The organism is Bifidobacterium sp. LCP19S3_E9 (assembly GCF_052121135.1).
Classification (GTDB): Bacteria; Actinomycetota; Actinomycetes; order Actinomycetales; family Bifidobacteriaceae; genus Bifidobacterium; species Bifidobacterium thermacidophilum.
On record NZ_JBQKEV010000001.1, the window covers coordinates 191,996 to 207,165 of the forward strand.

Sequence of the window (15,170 nt, forward strand, 5' to 3'; positions counted from 1 at the left end):
GTCATCTCTTTTCCGCGCTTGCGCGCAATCCGCAGGTTTTCGACACGACCCTAACGCCTTCCGGTTACGGGACGTAGGCTACAGCAACAATCCGGAACGGGTCACCCAATCACCATAGAAGATCATGATGGCGACCAACGTGAACAGCAGTTCGATCATCCAGAAGCGGACGACGACCTTGCCCTCGCTCCAGCCGAGCAATTCGAAGTGATGGTGAATCGGGGCCATCTTGAACACGCGCTTGTGGGTGAGTTTGAAGCAGCTGACTTGGATGACGTCGGACATGACCTCAATCACGAACAGACCACCCAGAATAATCGCGAGGAACTCCGTGTGCGTGGCGATTGACAGCGCGGAGAACAGGCCACCCAACGCAAGGGAGCCGGTGTCGCCCATGAAGATTGTGGCCGGATTGGAGTTGTACCACAGGAAACCGAAGCATGCGACCGCCGCGCATACGGCGATGATGGACAGGTCAAGCGGGTCGGATACCGCATATGCATACCCCTCATGACCGGCACCCTTGAGATGGTAGCACTCCCAGTAGGCGATAATCGCATACCCGGCGAAGGCGATCATCGATGAGCCGGATGCCAAGCCGTCCAGACCGTCGGTCAGGTTCACAGCGTTCGTCCACGCCGTCATGAGGAAGTTCACCCAGATGATGAACAGGATCATCGCACCGACTTTTCCGGCGGATTCAAAGTTCCAGAATGGCTTCTCGATGAAGCTCATACCGGCCTGCGCGCTCGGGAAACCTGATTTTGTGGGGATGATCAGCGCGAGCACCGCGTAGCAGGTCGCAAAGATGAACTGGCCGATGAATTTGGCGTGCACCGACAAACCGAGGTTCTGCTTCTTGCGGACCTTGGCGAAATCATCAATGAACCCGAGCAGGCCCATCGACACCATGGCGAACAGCACCAGCACCGCGGACCATGATGGCACCGAGCCGCCCGTGCAGAAGCGGTAGAACGCGGAAGCACCCCACCCGAGCACAATGGCAAGAACAATGATCAGCCCGCCCATGGTGGGGGTACCGCGTTTGACCTGATGCGATTTCGGGCCGTCCTGCCGGATGTACTGGCCGTAATGCAGCTTGTGCACGATGTTGATTAGCACTGGAGTGCCGAAGAACACGACCAGCAGCGAAACCACGATGCCGATGATTAGCGAAATCACTGTCTACTCCACTTCCTGCGCGACTCACAGAGCCTTATCGGACCAACGTTCAGCCAATGCGCTCAGCCCGGAAACATGCGACCCCTTGAGCAGCACCACCGTGTCCGGATGGTGCGCCGCGGCGGCCACAACAAGGCGATCGGCCTCGGCTGTGTCATGTACCCAGTGTATCGGGACGTCGGCACGGCCGGATGTTTCAAGGTACTCGCGGGCACCTTGGGACATGGCTTCGGCGAGCGCGTCGAAATGCTTGTCTGTGGCGCTGCCGACCGCAATCAGCTCATCGACGCCGTGGCTCAATGCATATTCGCCGATGCCGCGGTGCTGTTCGCGTTCGCTGTCCCCCAGCTCGAGCATCGCCCCGAGCACGCCGATGCGGTACGGTTGCACAGTCTCCTTGGCATGCCATGCGGCCAGACCGTCGAGGCCGGCCTTCATGGAATCCGGGTTCGCGTTGAAGGAGTCGTCAATCAGAGTGAACGAGACTTCCCCACGACGGACGGTGGACACGGCCATGCGATGCGCGCTGATGCGCCGCACGCTGCCGAGCACTTCAGCAACGCGTTCCAGCGGCATGCCACACCGGCGTGCGACCGTCGCGGCGGCGAGCGCGTTGACCACATTATGCCGACCTGTGATGCCCAGCGTCACCGGGGCGGTGCGCCCGTCTGCATCGACCAGAGTGAAGGACGGATGGCCCAAATCGTCAAGAGTCACGTCACGTGCGGTGATTTTCGGCGTGGAAGCGTCCTTCCGGACGTCCTCGATGCCGAACCACAGCACATCGGCTGGGGCGATGGCCTGCATCGCGGCCACATGCACATCCCCCGCGTTGAGTACGGCGGTGCCATCGGGCACCAGGCCGCGCACGATTTCGCTTTTCGCCTGTGCAATGCGCTCCGGCGAACCGAATTCGCCGAGATGCGCCACGCCGACCTTGAGAACAACGGCGATGTCAGGCGGAGCAATCGTGGTCAGGTGCGCGATCTCCCCCACATGGTTCGCACCCATTTCAGCGACTAGGAACCGGGTGTTCCTGCCGACTTTGAGGGCGGTCAGCGGCAGACCGATCTCGTTATTGAACGATCCCACCGGCGCAATGGTCGGTCCCATGTCTTCCAGCAAAGCGTGCAGCAGGTCCTTGGTGGTGGTTTTGCCTACCGAACCAGTAATCCCCACGATGGTGAAATCGTCTTTCGCCTTGCGGCGGGCCGCAAGGTTGTAAGCTGCGAGACGCCCCAACGCCTCGACGCAATCATGGACAAGGATCTGGACGACCGGCGCGTCCACGACATGCTCGACGATGGCCGCCACAGCACCGTTTTGGGCCGCTTTTCCCACGAAATCATGGCCGTCCACATGCTCACCGGGAATCGCCACAAATACCGACCCGGCGCCCGCCTGACGCGAATCGCTGACCACTGCGGGTTCGAACGGCCCCTGCGGCACCTGCACCTGGCTGGGTACCACCAGCTTGCCGTCCACGGCGTCGGCGATCTGTTCAAGGGTCACCGGCATCATGCCCGTCTCCTGTGTCATCTTTCGTTCCTTCCTGCTCGTCTGCACAAGTTGTTCCCTGCCCATGTCTTTATTGTCCGTCTACGACACGCCGACTATGGCAATGCTGTCCAATCATCCGACCTCGAAAAACCATACATACTGCCACATATCGGTGCAGTGTCCATATCTCGCCACTACCATTCACTGCATCTCGCTAGATACGCGCAATGCGTTGCGGATATTGGATTTGCGCACGCCGGCGGCCATAACCATCGCGATGGATAGGCTCAGTCTCGACGCATCGCCGACGCCGGCCGACCCATCAACCGCTTCAGCGGCGATTTCATCGGTTTCAGCGTCACGCTGATAAATCATCTGGTTGTTGCCTTCCAACGACAGGCCGTAGCGCTGCGTCCAATCAGCCAATGTCGTCTTAAGCAGGGTGGGCGTCAACGCATCGCAGCTGCCTGCAACGTCAACGCTGGTACCTTCCAATGCGTGATCCGCAAGCGTACCCGGTTCAAGGGCGATGATGATTGCGGCGGCTCCATCCTCAGCACATACCGCCATCGTGTGCTGGATATCGTAGATGTCAAGCGGATAGGACAAGTTGAGCTGCCGTTCCAGCGATGACGAGCCCGCGGCATTGACCTGTCCGACGGGATTGCCGAGCATATGCAGGAATGTGGCGAGGCGGATGGCTGTAGCCTGCACCTCGTCGCCGTCATGCCCGCCGACCGCGAATACCGCTAGTGCACGGGACGGCTCCCCCGCGATTGAAGCCGCAAGGGCACCGATTTGTTCGGGTGTCGGCTGCGCAATAATCACCGGATATCCAGCCTGCCTGCCCACCTGCTCGCTCGTGTGGGGAACGATAGCTGCATACGCGCCGCGAGTATGGGCGATGTGCAAGGTCTCTGCATCCACATCCTGCAACGGGGTGAACAGCGCTCCAGGCATGATCGAATCGATATCGCTGCTGATTGAAGTGATGGTTACACTGCCAGCGAATTGGGGAACGAGCTCGAAACCGTAACGCGAGCAGATGTCACCCAGCGTCATCCGCCGTCCTACGGCCTCAGTCACCACGCTCATCACACGCCCCTTTCTGTTGGTATGCCCTGTTGTTTGCACGGTACTGTCGGGCAGACCGAATGCCGTACCATGCCGGTCACCACGTCACCGGGATAGCATCGGTACGCGGCGTGGATGCCGGCACCTGATACTTCTGCATAAGGAATTCACCGATGGTCTTGAAGATTGGCCCAGCCGTCATACCACCATAAGTGCCTTCCGGGTCCTTGAGGATGACAGTGACCACGAACCGCGGATTGTCGGCGGGGAGCACGCCTACCCAGTCGGCGATGATCGACGTGAGTGCCCCGTTGGAGCCGGCGACTTGCGCGGTGCCGGTTTTCGCCGCGATGCGGTACCCGCTGATACCGGCCTGCGCCTGGTCGTATTCACCGACCGACTCCATGGCGTTGAGCATCTGGCTCGCCACGGATTCATCGATGACCCGGGTCGCTTCCCCGCGTTTCGGTGTTGTAGTCCGCCCATCGGCGTCGGTCACGGATTTTATGATGTACTGCTGGTTTTTCACACCCTTATTGGCGATGGTCGCAATCGCGTTTGTGATCTGCATGGCGTTGGTCGAGTAGCCCTGGCCGAACAGCACGGTGTTGCGGGTACGACCGTCCCAGGTACTCGCGCTGGTCAGCGAACCGCTGGACTCTCCCGGCAGATTCAATCCGCTGGCCTGACCGATGCCGAATTTCTTCAGGAACTCATAGCGTTCCTCGCTGGTGTACTGGTCGGCAGCCATGATCATTCCGACGTTCGAGGACTGTTGCAGAATGCCGGCGAGCGTCCAATTGGTCGTAGCATGCTCGTGCGAATCCTTGTATGACTGACCGTCCACGGTGATGGTGCTCGGCACGCTGAATTGGTCGGTCATCTTGTGCAAGCCAAGCTGTAACATGCCCGCCATTGCGAACACCTTGCCGACCGAGCCAGGCTCGAAAGTCTGCGCGACGGCACGGGATGCCGTTTGCATCGCTTCGGTGCTGCCGACCTCAATCTGGTCGGAATCATCAAGCGCGATAATCGCACCAGTCCGCACGTCCTGAACAACCGCGATACCCCACTGTGCGTGGTACTGGCTTACGCCGTCCGTCAGCGCCTTCTTGACATACCAATCCACATCGGAATCGATGGTGAGCTTGACATCCGAACCGTTGACGGCATCTTTCGAATCAACCAGCGTACCCGGAATCACCTGGCCGCCGCCGCCACTTTGATACTTTTTGGAGCCGTTGGTGCCGGTCAGGGTCTTGTCCTCAAGCAATTCGATACCGCTGACGCCCTTACCGCTGCCGTCCACACCACCGAGCAACGAGCCCAGCAGCGCACCGTTGGAATACTCTCGGATGCTGGACAGTTCCGTGGTCACGTACCCGCCGATATTGAGCTTGTCGATTTTTCGTTTGACTTCCGGGGACACATTCTTCTTCAGCACCACGTACCGCAGATTGCTGCTGAGCTTCGCTCCCAAGGTTTTCGCATCCACATCAATCACGCTGGACAGCAGTCGCGCGACGGCCGCCGCACCGGTCGTTCCCACCGGTTTGCCGTTGATGGAATGGCAATAGCCCTTGTTGTTCGTCGTGCAATCGGTCGGCTTGAACGACTGTGCAAGCACCGGGTCGCCGATGACATTGTAGCGTTCGACACTCTGTGCGAGCACCGTGCCGTTCGTGTCCTCGATCTTGCCGCGGTTGGCCTGAACCGTCACCGTTTTCGTACGATTCTCCTCGGCGGCCACGGCAAGTCCCTTGTCATTGACCAGTTGCAGAACCGTCAACTTGCCGACGCAAGCCGCGGACAACACGGCGAATGCCACCAGAACCAGCAGGCAGCGCGTACCGAACTGTCCAAGCGCATCGAAGAAACGCCTGATTCTTCGCATGTCATTTGCTCCCGTCGCTAGGTTGGTAGCCGTTCAAATCAATAGTGACGGAATCCTGTTGCGGAACCATACCCATATCCTGGGCCTTCTGTGGCAAGGACGCCTGTAATGAGTCGAGTTTTGTCTGGTCCGTCTGGATGTCCTGCTGGAGTTTCTCGATCTGCTGCTCAGTCTGCTGCGATTCGAACGAGTTCTCCGCCATTTGGGTGCGCAAGGTCAACGACCCCACCGCAGTCGCGCCAAGGAACGCGAGAGCGATGCCCACCTGGATCACCGGAACAGTGTGCGAGCGCGTCCATTCGATGAAGCTGCGGAAACGATTCTGCGAGGACGCGACGTCGGCCTGCTCGCTTTTGACTACATGCAGCTCCGGGCGCGCGGCTGCCCGACGCGTCTCTTGTTGACGCTCGGGATGACTGGCCGGAGACGCCTGTGAGCGGATTCTACGGGCGGAAGCTGCCATCATCCCCTCCTCGATCCATGGTCATGCCGGGTGCCTTTCATGTGGATTGCACGGGTCGAATGGGGGAAATCGCCATGGGTGTCATTGCGACCATGGGCGTCAGTGCGGCCACGCGAGGCACGCCGGTCACGGCCACCACCTTCGACCGCCATCTGTTCGAAGCGTTCACGCCACCGTTGAGGCAGTTCACGATTCAGCTCGACGGCACGCAGCCGTACCGACGCAGATCGCGGATTTTCAGCGATCTGCTGATCGTCGGCCATGACAGCGCCCCGGGTCAGCGCGGTGAAGAACGGCTTCGCGTCATCGGGAATGACAGGCAGCCCCGCGGGCACGTCCGCTTCAAGACCGTGACGCATAAAGGATTTGACGGTCTTGTCCTCAAGCGAATGGTAGGACTCGACAACCAGTCTGCCGCCGACCGCCAGATGATTCGCGGCCTGTGGCAGGGTATGGGCGAGTTTGTCCAGTTCGCCGTTGACTTCGATGCGCAAGGCCTGGAACACGCGCTTCGCCGGATTGCCGGCCGGGCGGTGCGCCTTGGGAACCACGCGGTCTACAAGGCGGTTGAGCTGGCCAGACGTCGTCAATGGCTTCTCCCCACGTTCCTGCACGATTGCGTGGGCAATCTGCCGGGCGAACCGCTCCTCGCCATAGGTTTTGAAAATGTGGACCAGGTCGCGCTCGTCGTATTGCGCAAGCACCTGGGCTGCCGTGAGCTTCTGCGTCACGTCCATGCGCATGTCGAGCGGGGCGTCATGGGAGTAGGAAAAACCACGGTCCGTCTCATCAATCTGCAAGCTGGAAAGACCCAGATCCATGAACACAGCCTGCACGCTGCGCACGCCGAGATTGTCAAGAACCCGGTCAAATTCGTCGAATGCCGCATGCACCGGGGTGAACCGGTCATCCAAACCTTCTTCATGCATCCGCTGTGTGGCAAGGGACAACGCCTCGCTGTCACGGTCGATGCCAATCAGGCGGGCCTCGGGGGCTGCTTTGAGGAACGCACACGCGTGCCCAGCCAGGCCCAAGGTGCAATCGACGACAATGCTGTCGGGACGTTCAAGCGCTGGAGCGACGAGTCCTACGCATTCCTCAAGCAGGACCGGCTGGTGGATTTGAGAGAAATCAGTCATCGCGTCATCACCATTCCACACTCGGCAGCACATCGTCGGCGATATCGGAGTACCCCTGCTCGTTGTCGGCGAGATACTGCTCCCAAGCCTTCTTATCCCAGATTTCTGCGCGCGTGCCCACGCCGATTACGACGATATCGCCGCCAAGCTTGGCGTAATCGCGCAACATTTGCGGCACCAGCACCCTGCCTTGCTTGTCAGGGGTCTGATCGACGGCACCGGAAAGCAGAACACGCAGATATTCGCGCGCGGCCTTGTTACCCAATGACGTGTGCTGGATCTGCATGGCGACACGGCGGAATTCGGCCTGCGGGAACAGGTACACGCAGCGTTCCTGACCACGGGCCATAATCAGGCCCGGGCCGAGCTGGGTGCGGAACTTCGCGGGGAGCGCCATACGGCCTTTCGCGTCGATTTTCGGTGTGTACGTGCCCAAAAGCATGACTTCGCCGCTGTCTGCGGGCATGGGTGCGGCAGGTGAAGCCGAGTTGAGGGCGGGTGCGGGGGCGGAGACGAAGACGGGGCTGGTGGCGGACTGCGGCAGGGCCGCCTGCGGCTGCGTTTGCATGGTGCCTAGCGACTGCTGCGGGTACACAGCTTGCGCTTGCTGGGCTGCGGCAAGCTGGGCGGGCGCGGATATAGGCGATTGCGGGGTAAACGGCTGCTGGGTCAACGGCTGGCCGGCCATGGTTTGAGGCATGGCGACGTATTGCTGGGACTGCTGCTGGGCATAGGAGGCCGGGAACTGGGCGGGCGGCATGGACTGCTGGGTCGCGGCATACTGCTGCGGTGCGGCCTGCTGCGGCTGTGGGACGGCTTGGGATGGCTGAGCCGTCTGGGACTGCTGCGGCATGACAGCATAAGGGGTCATCGATTGATAGCCCTGAACTTGATATGCCGACGCAGACGACTGCTGGGCAGGCGGCATTTGCACGGCTGGCGATTGCGGCGCAGCAGTCTGCGGCTGGGGTTGCTGAAGGAAGGCGGGCGGGACTTGCGACGCGGGATAACCGTTGGAAACATTTGCTGCAGACGCGTCTGCCGCACCATTGGCGACACCGTTGATGGCGCTGGCTGGGGTGGTGGGTTGAGGCCAGTCCGATGAAGGCTGTGGAGTCGCCGAGGTTTGGCCGAGTGGCGGAATTTGGCCGGAAGTCTGGGATTCGGAGGGGGGCACCGGCTTGTCATCATCGCGCTGTTCTGCCATTGGACCCACCTCCTTTTTGATCATGTTGTTTCGCGTCGCCACAGCTGACTCACCACTCTACCCCACAATTCACCAATTTTCCCCATCACGACACAAAAAACTCACGATATCGCACTCAAACCGTTGTCATCACTCGAAAACCGGTTCGACACAGGCGTTTCGCTCGAAAATCCGCCGATTCCCCGCTCGCCCCCATCGCGCTCAGATTGTCGCCCGACAAGCTTTTCCCACACCAATCCCATATCTATGGTGATGCAATCACCATTTTTCCTGCATATATTACGGATTGCGATAGGGATTGATGCTTTTGTGGTGAACTATCCCTAAAAAATCGGCTGTATCGCCCATCTCTAAATGCAAGTCACCAGCCGTGCGAAAGGAAATAATGCGGGTCGCACAGCAAGCTCATAACGCAGAGCGCGCCAACTGATCGCCTCAACCGCGCCGATGTCCCCACCCTGCGACCGCCAAGTCGCACGGCAGGCAGATAACCCACTAATTGAAACCAGCTAGGCGCTTCGCCTCCCCACGTTGCGATTGCAGAGTCGCACGCCGGGCAGATACACCCACAATCTGTCCAGCAAAGCGTCCCAACTCGTCATCATGTGAGGATTCACTCACACAACGCAGCTCGACGCGCCCCCACGCGCCAGCAGGCGGAGTCACGAAACGCAGCACCGGCGGCGGCACACCCCCATGTCGAAACCAGCACATCAGCAATCCGACGCACCCGACTGTTCGCCGCCCCACCAGCAACATCAAGCCCAGCTGAGAATCAGCGACAACAGGGGACAACGCAGGAACAACGTAGAAGCCTCGCGCTACACTGGAATGCCTGAATTGCAGCACCCGAAATGCAGAAACGGAACAGCATGACGACATACTCCTCCCAGCTTCACGAGGAACAGCAGGCGGTCACCCGCGCCTACAATCGGCTTGACGCACTGCGTGACCAAGCCCGGCAGCGTCTGGCGAAAGTACGTGCCGCGGGGTCGCACGGCTCGCCGACCCAGCGCACCGAACGTGATTCCTTCGCCACCATGTACGAGGATCGGCTGATGCAGCTGCGCGCAGTCGAGGATCGTCTGGTGTTCGGTCGTCTTGACGACGTGCACGGCAAACGCCGGTACATCGGCAGGATCGGCCTGTCCAGCGCCGACCATGAACCTATTCTCACCGATTGGCGTGCCGAAGCCGCCCGACCGTTCTATGAGGCGACCCCGTCGCATCATGGCGATATCGTCATGCGACGCCATATCACACTTCATTTCCGCGAGGTTGTCGGGGTTGAGGACGAGGTGCTCGACGTACACGCCGATCAGGTCGGTAAAGCCTCCGACGCCGGCACACTGACCGGCGAGGGCGCGCTACTCGCGTCGCTCAACTCGAAGCGTACCGGCAAGATGACCGATATCGTCGCCACCATTCAGGCGGAACAGGATCGCATCATCCGCGCGCCGCTCGACCGTGTGGTCATCGTTCAGGGCGGACCGGGAACAGGCAAAACCGCTGTCGCGCTGCATCGCGCCGCATATCTGCTGTATACGCACCGTCGCAGACTCGCCAATTCCGGCGTCCTGGTCATCGGCCCGAGCACAAGCTTCCTGCATTACATCGATCAGGTGCTCCCCTCGCTCGGCGAGACCGGCGTGGTCAGCCGCACCATCGCCGACCTCATCCCCGGTGTCGTCGCGACACACGAGGATGACGCGAGAGCCGCCATGCTGAAAGGCGATTATCGCATGCGCCACGCGATCGAGCATGCAGTTGCTGCGCGTGAACGCGTTCCACAACGATTGCCCGTCGTTACGCTCAACGGTTTCAAAGTGCCCATGCTCCGTACGGATATTGAACAGGCGATCGCCGACGCGAAACGTACACGCCAGCCACACAACAAGGCGCGTGAAACCTTCGTGCGCAGCATGCTCAGCGCGTTGCGCAACCGGTACGTCGAGCAACTCGATTATCAGCCGAATCAGGCAGAACTGTCCGACATCGTCTCGCAGTTGCGCATGAACGACCAGATCCGAATTACCCTGAACAAAGCGTGGCTGCCGATGACCGGCGAATGGCTGATCGATCAGATGTTCGCCAAGCCGCACCAGCTGCGCGCATATGCCCCATGGCTGACGGACAACGATATCCGCATTCTTACCAGGCCGAAAGGCTCGCCGCTGACCCGTTCCGACATCCCTCTGCTCGACGAGGCGTTGGAGCTGCTCGGGCCCGACCCCCGCCAAGCCGCACGGCAGGCGACGCAGGACGCCAAGCGAGCCGAAGAGGAACAGTTCGCCCGCGATACGCTCGCACAGGCCGGCATCGGCACAGGTATCGTCACTTCGCAAATGCTGCTTGACAATATCAACGGCGGCGACGACGAACTCATCGCCCAGCATGCGGCAGCCGACCGAGAATGGACTTACGGGCATATCGTCGTCGATGAGGCGCAGGAACTGACCGCCATGGATTGGCGGATGCTCATCAGACGCTGTCCGTCGCGTTCGTTCACAATCGTCGGAGATGTCGCGCAAACCTCTGCACTCGGCGGCACACGCTCGTGGGCGAAAACCATGGATCGGCTGTTCGGGCCTGATCATTGGGATCTCAACGAATTGACCATCGATTACCGCAATCCGCAGGAAGTCTCCGACTTGGCCTCTGAGTTCGCTCAGCGAGAGGGCCTGTATGTCTCGACGGTCAAGGCCGTTCGGCATGTGGATGATTCCGTCCGGCGCGTTCTTGTGCACACCGATGCTGAGCTCAACGCAGATGTCGCCTCGCGCACACTCAGCCTGGTCAAGGAATTCATCAGCGATGACGGCACCGGACGCATCGCGGTCATCTGCTCCCCCGAGCGGCTTCCCGCCATGCAATCGACGGTCGACGACACGTTGCGCGATGGACTGCCTGAAGATCGCTACAAGCGACTTGCGGAGCAGAGCAGTTGGGATCGACAGGTCATGGTGTGCACCACCGAGGAAGTCAAAGGCTTGGAATTCGACGCAGTCATTGTCGTCGAGCCCGGAGAGATCGAACAGACCGCACCTTCACGACTTGTTGCCGCTGCGGATTTGTACGTGGCGATGACCCGTCCGACACAACGTCTGCTTATAGTGCGGACAGAGGATGACGAACATCAATTGATGATTTAAGGTAGTAGTATGCCCAAAGCATTGTTATTAGAGAATATTCATCCGTTCGCGGCGCAATCGCTGCGAGACCACGGTTTTGAAGTGGAAACGCTCAAGGGCGCTCTGAGCGAGGATGAGCTCATCGACGCGCTCGAAGGTGTTGATCTGCTGGGCATTCGCTCCAAGACGAATGTCACTCGCAAGGTGATCGACGCCCGTCCCAACCTGACCGCGATCGGCTGCTTCTGCATCGGCACCAACCAGGTCGATCTCGACTACGCGGGCAAGCGCGGCATCGCCGTGTTCAACGCGCCGTATTCGAATACCCGTTCCGTGGTGGAACTGGTCATTTGCGACATCATCTGCCTGATGCGCCGCATCCCTGCACACACGCACCATATGAAGCATGGCGTGTGGGACAAGTCCGCCAGTGGTTCCCACGAGGTGCGCGGCAAGACGCTTGGCATCATCGGCTACGGCAATATCGGCTCCCAGCTTTCGGTTCTCGCCGAGGCCATGGGCATGCGCGTCCTGTTCTATGATCTTGAGGAGAAGCTCGCAATGGGCAACGCCAAGCGCATGTCGAGCCTCAATGAGCTGCTCGAACAGTCGGATGCCGTGACGCTGCATGTGGACGGGCGCAAGTCGAACACCGGCTTCTTCGGCGAGGAACAGTTCTCCCACATGAAGCAGGGCGCTATTTTCATCAACCTGTCTCGCGGTTTTGTCGCGGATTTGGACGCACTCAAGCGCCATCTGGATTCCGGGCATATCTCCGGTGCGGCCGTTGACGTGTTCCCGGTCGAGCCTAAGAAGAGCGGCGATGCGTTCACCACGCCGCTGGCTGACGAGGACAATATGATCCTGACACCGCATATCGGCGGCTCCACGCTCGAAGCTCAGGAATCCATCGGCCATTTCGTGTCGCAGCGTCTGGAAGACTACTGGTTCAAGGGTTCCGCAGCGCTGTCCGTGAACTTCCCGCAGCTCAACCTCGGCAACAACCGCGGCGTCGCACGTATCGCGCATCTTCACGCCAACCTGCCTGGCGTTCTGGGCAAGATGAACCACATCCTCGGCGAGGAGAACATCAACATCTCCGCACAGTCCCTCGGCACTGAAGGTGAGTTGGGATACGTGGTCACTGACGTCGCCGAAGTCCCCGACCAAGCGACGATTGACGCGCTGAGCCATATCGAAGGCACGATTCGTATGCGCGTCCTCACCGACGACAACACGGTGGAAGACACTGAACACTGACGCTCGTGACGCGTTTATTTATGCGAGTGAGTTCGTAGGCGCGTTTCAGATAGCTGTATTCAGCTGATATCAGAACCGGCCAGGTTCCTAGGGGGCCTGACCGGTTTCTTATGTGGATCTGTGCCATCACATGTCAACATGTCACATCTGACTGAGAACAGCGAGATGCGAGCCGTCTGCGAAAGCAACCATGTCAATCACCGACACATGGTCAGTGAACGCCGTTGAGTTCCTTGGCTTTGTTGGCGTTCAGTTCATCGATGGCATGTTGGAAGTCTTGCAGGTTTTCAAAGTTCTGATACACGCTGGCGAATCTCATGTACGCGACTTCATCCAAATCGCGCAACGGTTTGAGAATCGCTTTGCCTACCTCGTCGGATTTGACCGTCGCCAAGCCACGGGACCGCAGATCTTCCTCCACCCGCTGACCGAGCATCTTGAGCTGATCCTCGTCAATCGGGCGCCCCTGACAGGCTTTACGCACACCGTTGACTACCTTGTTGCGGTCAAACGGCTCCACATTGCCCGAGCGTTTCTGCACCAGAAGCATTGTGGTTTCCACCGTGGTGAAACGCCTGCCGCATTTGAGGCATTCACGACGACGACGAATGGAATGACCGTCCTCGTTGATACGGGTGTCGACCACCTTGGTTTCAGGATTCTGGCAAAACGGGCAATGCATGCCTTCAACCATAGTCGACGGCCCCAACTTGCCGTTCCCACTTGTCAGCCAGTGACCGGTATCAACTCGAGCTTGCCAGCCATCGTCAGTCAATAGGCACCACAATTGATTCTCCCGGTTTGAGACCAGTGGATTGCAAGTTGTTGAGTCTGACGATTTCATCAACCTTCTGGCTCACGTCACCGTCAGCAGGCGTCACCTCCTGTGCATATTGCCACAGGGTATCTCCCGCTTGCACTTGATAGGTTACGGTTTGCACCGGGGTTGCCGATTCCGCAGTCCGCGGTTCTAGCATGCTCCACCCGAACACCACCGCAATCGCCAGCAAGGCGACAATCAAACCTTTCGACAGCACAGACCGACCGCTCGCTGCAGCGATCGCGGACGCTCGCGCAGTTCCACGCCGATGCAGCACACCAACCCCCTCGCCTGGGCGCGTCTGGACAGCGCGATAGCCAACAGAACCAATCCCCATATATTCCTGAGCTCGCATACCTCTCCGCCTTTCCCGTGCGTTATGCCTCATGCGCATGTCTAATCTGCAATACCAGCCATGCGCATGTGCCAGCTGCCTTGCAACCCGCGACGCCATACGGCGACACTGCGATTACTCGCAATATGTTCGAACATATGTTCTATCGAACAGGTGTTCTAATTATGACACGGACGTTCGAAGTTGACAAGTGGTGTGTCGAACATTTGTTTGATTTTTCCCGCGGGCTCGGTTATGCTAGTGGAGAACGAAAGGATTTGATGTGGGCACCATCGCATTCCCGTCTAGGCATGATGACGAGCACAGCCAGCAATCATTGGCGTTGAGCAACCGCCAGCGTCAGGTGCTGGACGCCATTCGCTCCCATGTCGCCAAACACGGCTATGCCCCGTCATTTAGGGAAATCGGCGATTTGGTAGGCCTGAAAAGCCCGTCATCGGTCAAGCATCAGCTGCAGGTTCTTGCCGACCGCGGCTATATCCGCATCGGCGCCAAAAAAGGCCGTGCCATCGAGCTTGTCGAGGATCAGTCCATTACAACATCATCCGTTCCACCCAAATCCATACATCAACAGGCCGCGCAGATTTTCCCCTTCCCCACGGCGGCAGCATCTACGGACGATCAGGAATCCATTCTTGAGTCGCGCGACGTGCCCCTTGTGGGCAGGATTGCAGCAGGCACTCCGATTACCGCCCAGCAGCACATCGAAGACGTCATGAGACTTCCGGAGCGGCTCACCGGCACGGGTAATCTCTTCATGCTCGAAGTCCACGGGGATTCCATGGTTGACGCGGCCATTTGCGACGGCGATTTCGTAGTTGTGCGCGAACAGCAGAACGCCGAAAACGGGGACATCGTCGCGGCGCTGCTCGATGACGAAGCCACCGTAAAAACCTTCCGCAAGGAGCACGGCCACGTGTGGCTCATCCCCCACAACCCCGCATACTCCCCCATCGACGGCACCCATGCGCAAATCATGGGCAAAGTAGTCACCGTTCTGCGCAAAATCTAAGTCTGGCCGGTGGTGTCGCACGTCGCAGTCATCTGTCGCGGCGTCATGCGACGCAACAGTCACACGACAGGCAGATACCCCAACGCGGGCACAGATTCTCGATACAAACCCACCGGCGTGCGGCATGGCTGTC

General features: G+C 59.4%; 12 protein-coding genes. 3 read left to right on the plus strand and 9 right to left on the minus strand.

Annotated features, from left to right (window positions below; all coding sequences use genetic code 11):
* Window positions 1-78: 78 nt before the first annotated feature.
* The 7 genes from mraY to mraZ all read right to left on the minus strand — a co-directional run bounded on the left by mraY (window position 79) and on the right by mraZ (window position 7,718).
* Window positions 79-1,182, minus strand: a complete 1,104-nt coding sequence (gene mraY / locus ACTQYB_RS00735) for a phospho-N-acetylmuramoyl-pentapeptide-transferase (protein WP_033505088.1) — start codon at window positions 1,180-1,182, stop codon at window positions 79-81.
* A 24-nt stretch (window positions 1,183-1,206) separates the two neighbouring features.
* Complete coding sequence (locus tag ACTQYB_RS00740; RefSeq protein WP_441481709.1) at window positions 1,207-2,703, minus strand: UDP-N-acetylmuramoyl-tripeptide--D-alanyl-D-alanine ligase; 1,497 nt, start codon at window positions 2,701-2,703, stop codon at window positions 1,207-1,209.
* Window positions 2,704-2,883: 180 nt separating this feature from the next.
* The gene (locus ACTQYB_RS00745; RefSeq protein ID WP_441481612.1) at window positions 2,884-3,777 is read right to left on the minus strand and encodes a UDP-N-acetylmuramyl peptide synthase; all 894 of its coding nucleotides are present in this window, start codon (window positions 3,775-3,777) and stop codon (window positions 2,884-2,886) included.
* A 76-nt stretch (window positions 3,778-3,853) separates the two neighbouring features.
* On the minus strand, window positions 3,854-5,650 hold the full coding sequence (locus ACTQYB_RS00750) for a peptidoglycan D,D-transpeptidase FtsI family protein (protein WP_441481611.1): 1,797 nt from the start codon (window positions 5,648-5,650) through the stop codon (window positions 3,854-3,856).
* A 1-nt stretch (window position 5,651) separates the two neighbouring features.
* The gene (locus ACTQYB_RS00755; protein WP_033505141.1) at window positions 5,652-6,113 is read right to left on the minus strand and encodes a hypothetical protein; all 462 of its coding nucleotides are present in this window, start codon (window positions 6,111-6,113) and stop codon (window positions 5,652-5,654) included.
* Window positions 6,113-7,252, minus strand: coding sequence for a 16S rRNA (cytosine(1402)-N(4))-methyltransferase RsmH (rsmH, locus tag ACTQYB_RS00760; RefSeq protein ID WP_441481610.1), 1,140 nt, complete (start codon window positions 7,250-7,252; stop codon window positions 6,113-6,115). Before rsmH ends, ACTQYB_RS00755 begins: the two co-directional genes overlap by 1 nt.
* A 7-nt stretch (window positions 7,253-7,259) precedes the next feature.
* Entirely contained in the window at window positions 7,260-7,718 is a 459-nt protein-coding gene (gene mraZ, locus ACTQYB_RS00765) for a division/cell wall cluster transcriptional repressor MraZ (RefSeq protein WP_044098438.1), read from the minus strand.
* 1,613 nt (window positions 7,719-9,331) lie between these two features.
* On the opposite strand from mraZ, the gene ACTQYB_RS00770 reads away from it, so the two are divergent.
* The gene (locus ACTQYB_RS00770; RefSeq protein WP_441481609.1) at window positions 9,332-11,611 is read left to right on the plus strand and encodes a HelD family protein; all 2,280 of its coding nucleotides are present in this window, start codon (window positions 9,332-9,334) and stop codon (window positions 11,609-11,611) included.
* 9 nt (window positions 11,612-11,620) lie between these two features.
* Window positions 11,621-12,850, plus strand: a complete 1,230-nt coding sequence (gene serA, locus ACTQYB_RS00775) for a phosphoglycerate dehydrogenase (RefSeq protein ID WP_441481608.1) — start codon at window positions 11,621-11,623, stop codon at window positions 12,848-12,850.
* A gap of 211 nt (window positions 12,851-13,061) precedes the next feature.
* Here the strand turns inward: serA and nrdR are convergent, their stop codons facing one another.
* The gene (gene nrdR / locus ACTQYB_RS00780; protein WP_441481708.1) at window positions 13,062-13,532 is read right to left on the minus strand and encodes a transcriptional regulator NrdR; all 471 of its coding nucleotides are present in this window, start codon (window positions 13,530-13,532) and stop codon (window positions 13,062-13,064) included.
* Between the two features lie 85 nt (window positions 13,533-13,617).
* Window positions 13,618-14,025, minus strand: coding sequence for a LysM peptidoglycan-binding domain-containing protein (locus ACTQYB_RS00785; RefSeq protein WP_441481607.1), 408 nt, complete (start codon window positions 14,023-14,025; stop codon window positions 13,618-13,620).
* Between the two features lie 262 nt (window positions 14,026-14,287).
* Between ACTQYB_RS00785 and lexA the strand changes: the two genes are divergently transcribed.
* A complete protein-coding gene (lexA, locus tag ACTQYB_RS00790; RefSeq protein WP_441481606.1) occupies window positions 14,288-15,037 on the plus strand; it encodes a transcriptional repressor LexA in 750 nt (249 codons plus the stop codon).
* The last annotated feature ends 133 nt before the right edge of the window (window positions 15,038-15,170 follow it).

Bases quoted from the DNA above. Each gene is read 5' to 3' on its own strand.
- nrdR (WP_441481708.1), bottom strand. From the start codon at position 13,532: ATGCATTGCCCGTTTTGCCAGAATCCTGAAACCAAGGTGGTCGACACC.
- ACTQYB_RS00745 (WP_441481612.1), bottom strand. From the start codon at position 3,777: ATGAGCGTGGTGACTGAGGCCGTAGGACGGCGGATGACGCTGGGTGAC.
- ACTQYB_RS00755 (WP_033505141.1), bottom strand. From the start codon at position 6,113: ATGGCAGCTTCCGCCCGTAGAATCCGCTCACAGGCGTCTCCGGCCAGT.
- serA (WP_441481608.1), top strand. From the start codon at position 11,621: ATGCCCAAAGCATTGTTATTAGAGAATATTCATCCGTTCGCGGCGCAA.
- ACTQYB_RS00770 (WP_441481609.1), top strand. From the start codon at position 9,332: ATGACGACATACTCCTCCCAGCTTCACGAGGAACAGCAGGCGGTCACC.
- ACTQYB_RS00785 (WP_441481607.1), bottom strand. From the start codon at position 14,025: ATGCGAGCTCAGGAATATATGGGGATTGGTTCTGTTGGCTATCGCGCT.
- ACTQYB_RS00750 (WP_441481611.1), bottom strand. From the start codon at position 5,650: ATGCGAAGAATCAGGCGTTTCTTCGATGCGCTTGGACAGTTCGGTACG.
- ACTQYB_RS00740 (WP_441481709.1), bottom strand. From the start codon at position 2,703: ATGATGCCGGTGACCCTTGAACAGATCGCCGACGCCGTGGACGGCAAG.
- mraZ (WP_044098438.1), bottom strand. From the start codon at position 7,718: ATGCCCGCAGACAGCGGCGAAGTCATGCTTTTGGGCACGTACACACCG.
- rsmH (WP_441481610.1), bottom strand. From the start codon at position 7,252: ATGACTGATTTCTCTCAAATCCACCAGCCGGTCCTGCTTGAGGAATGC.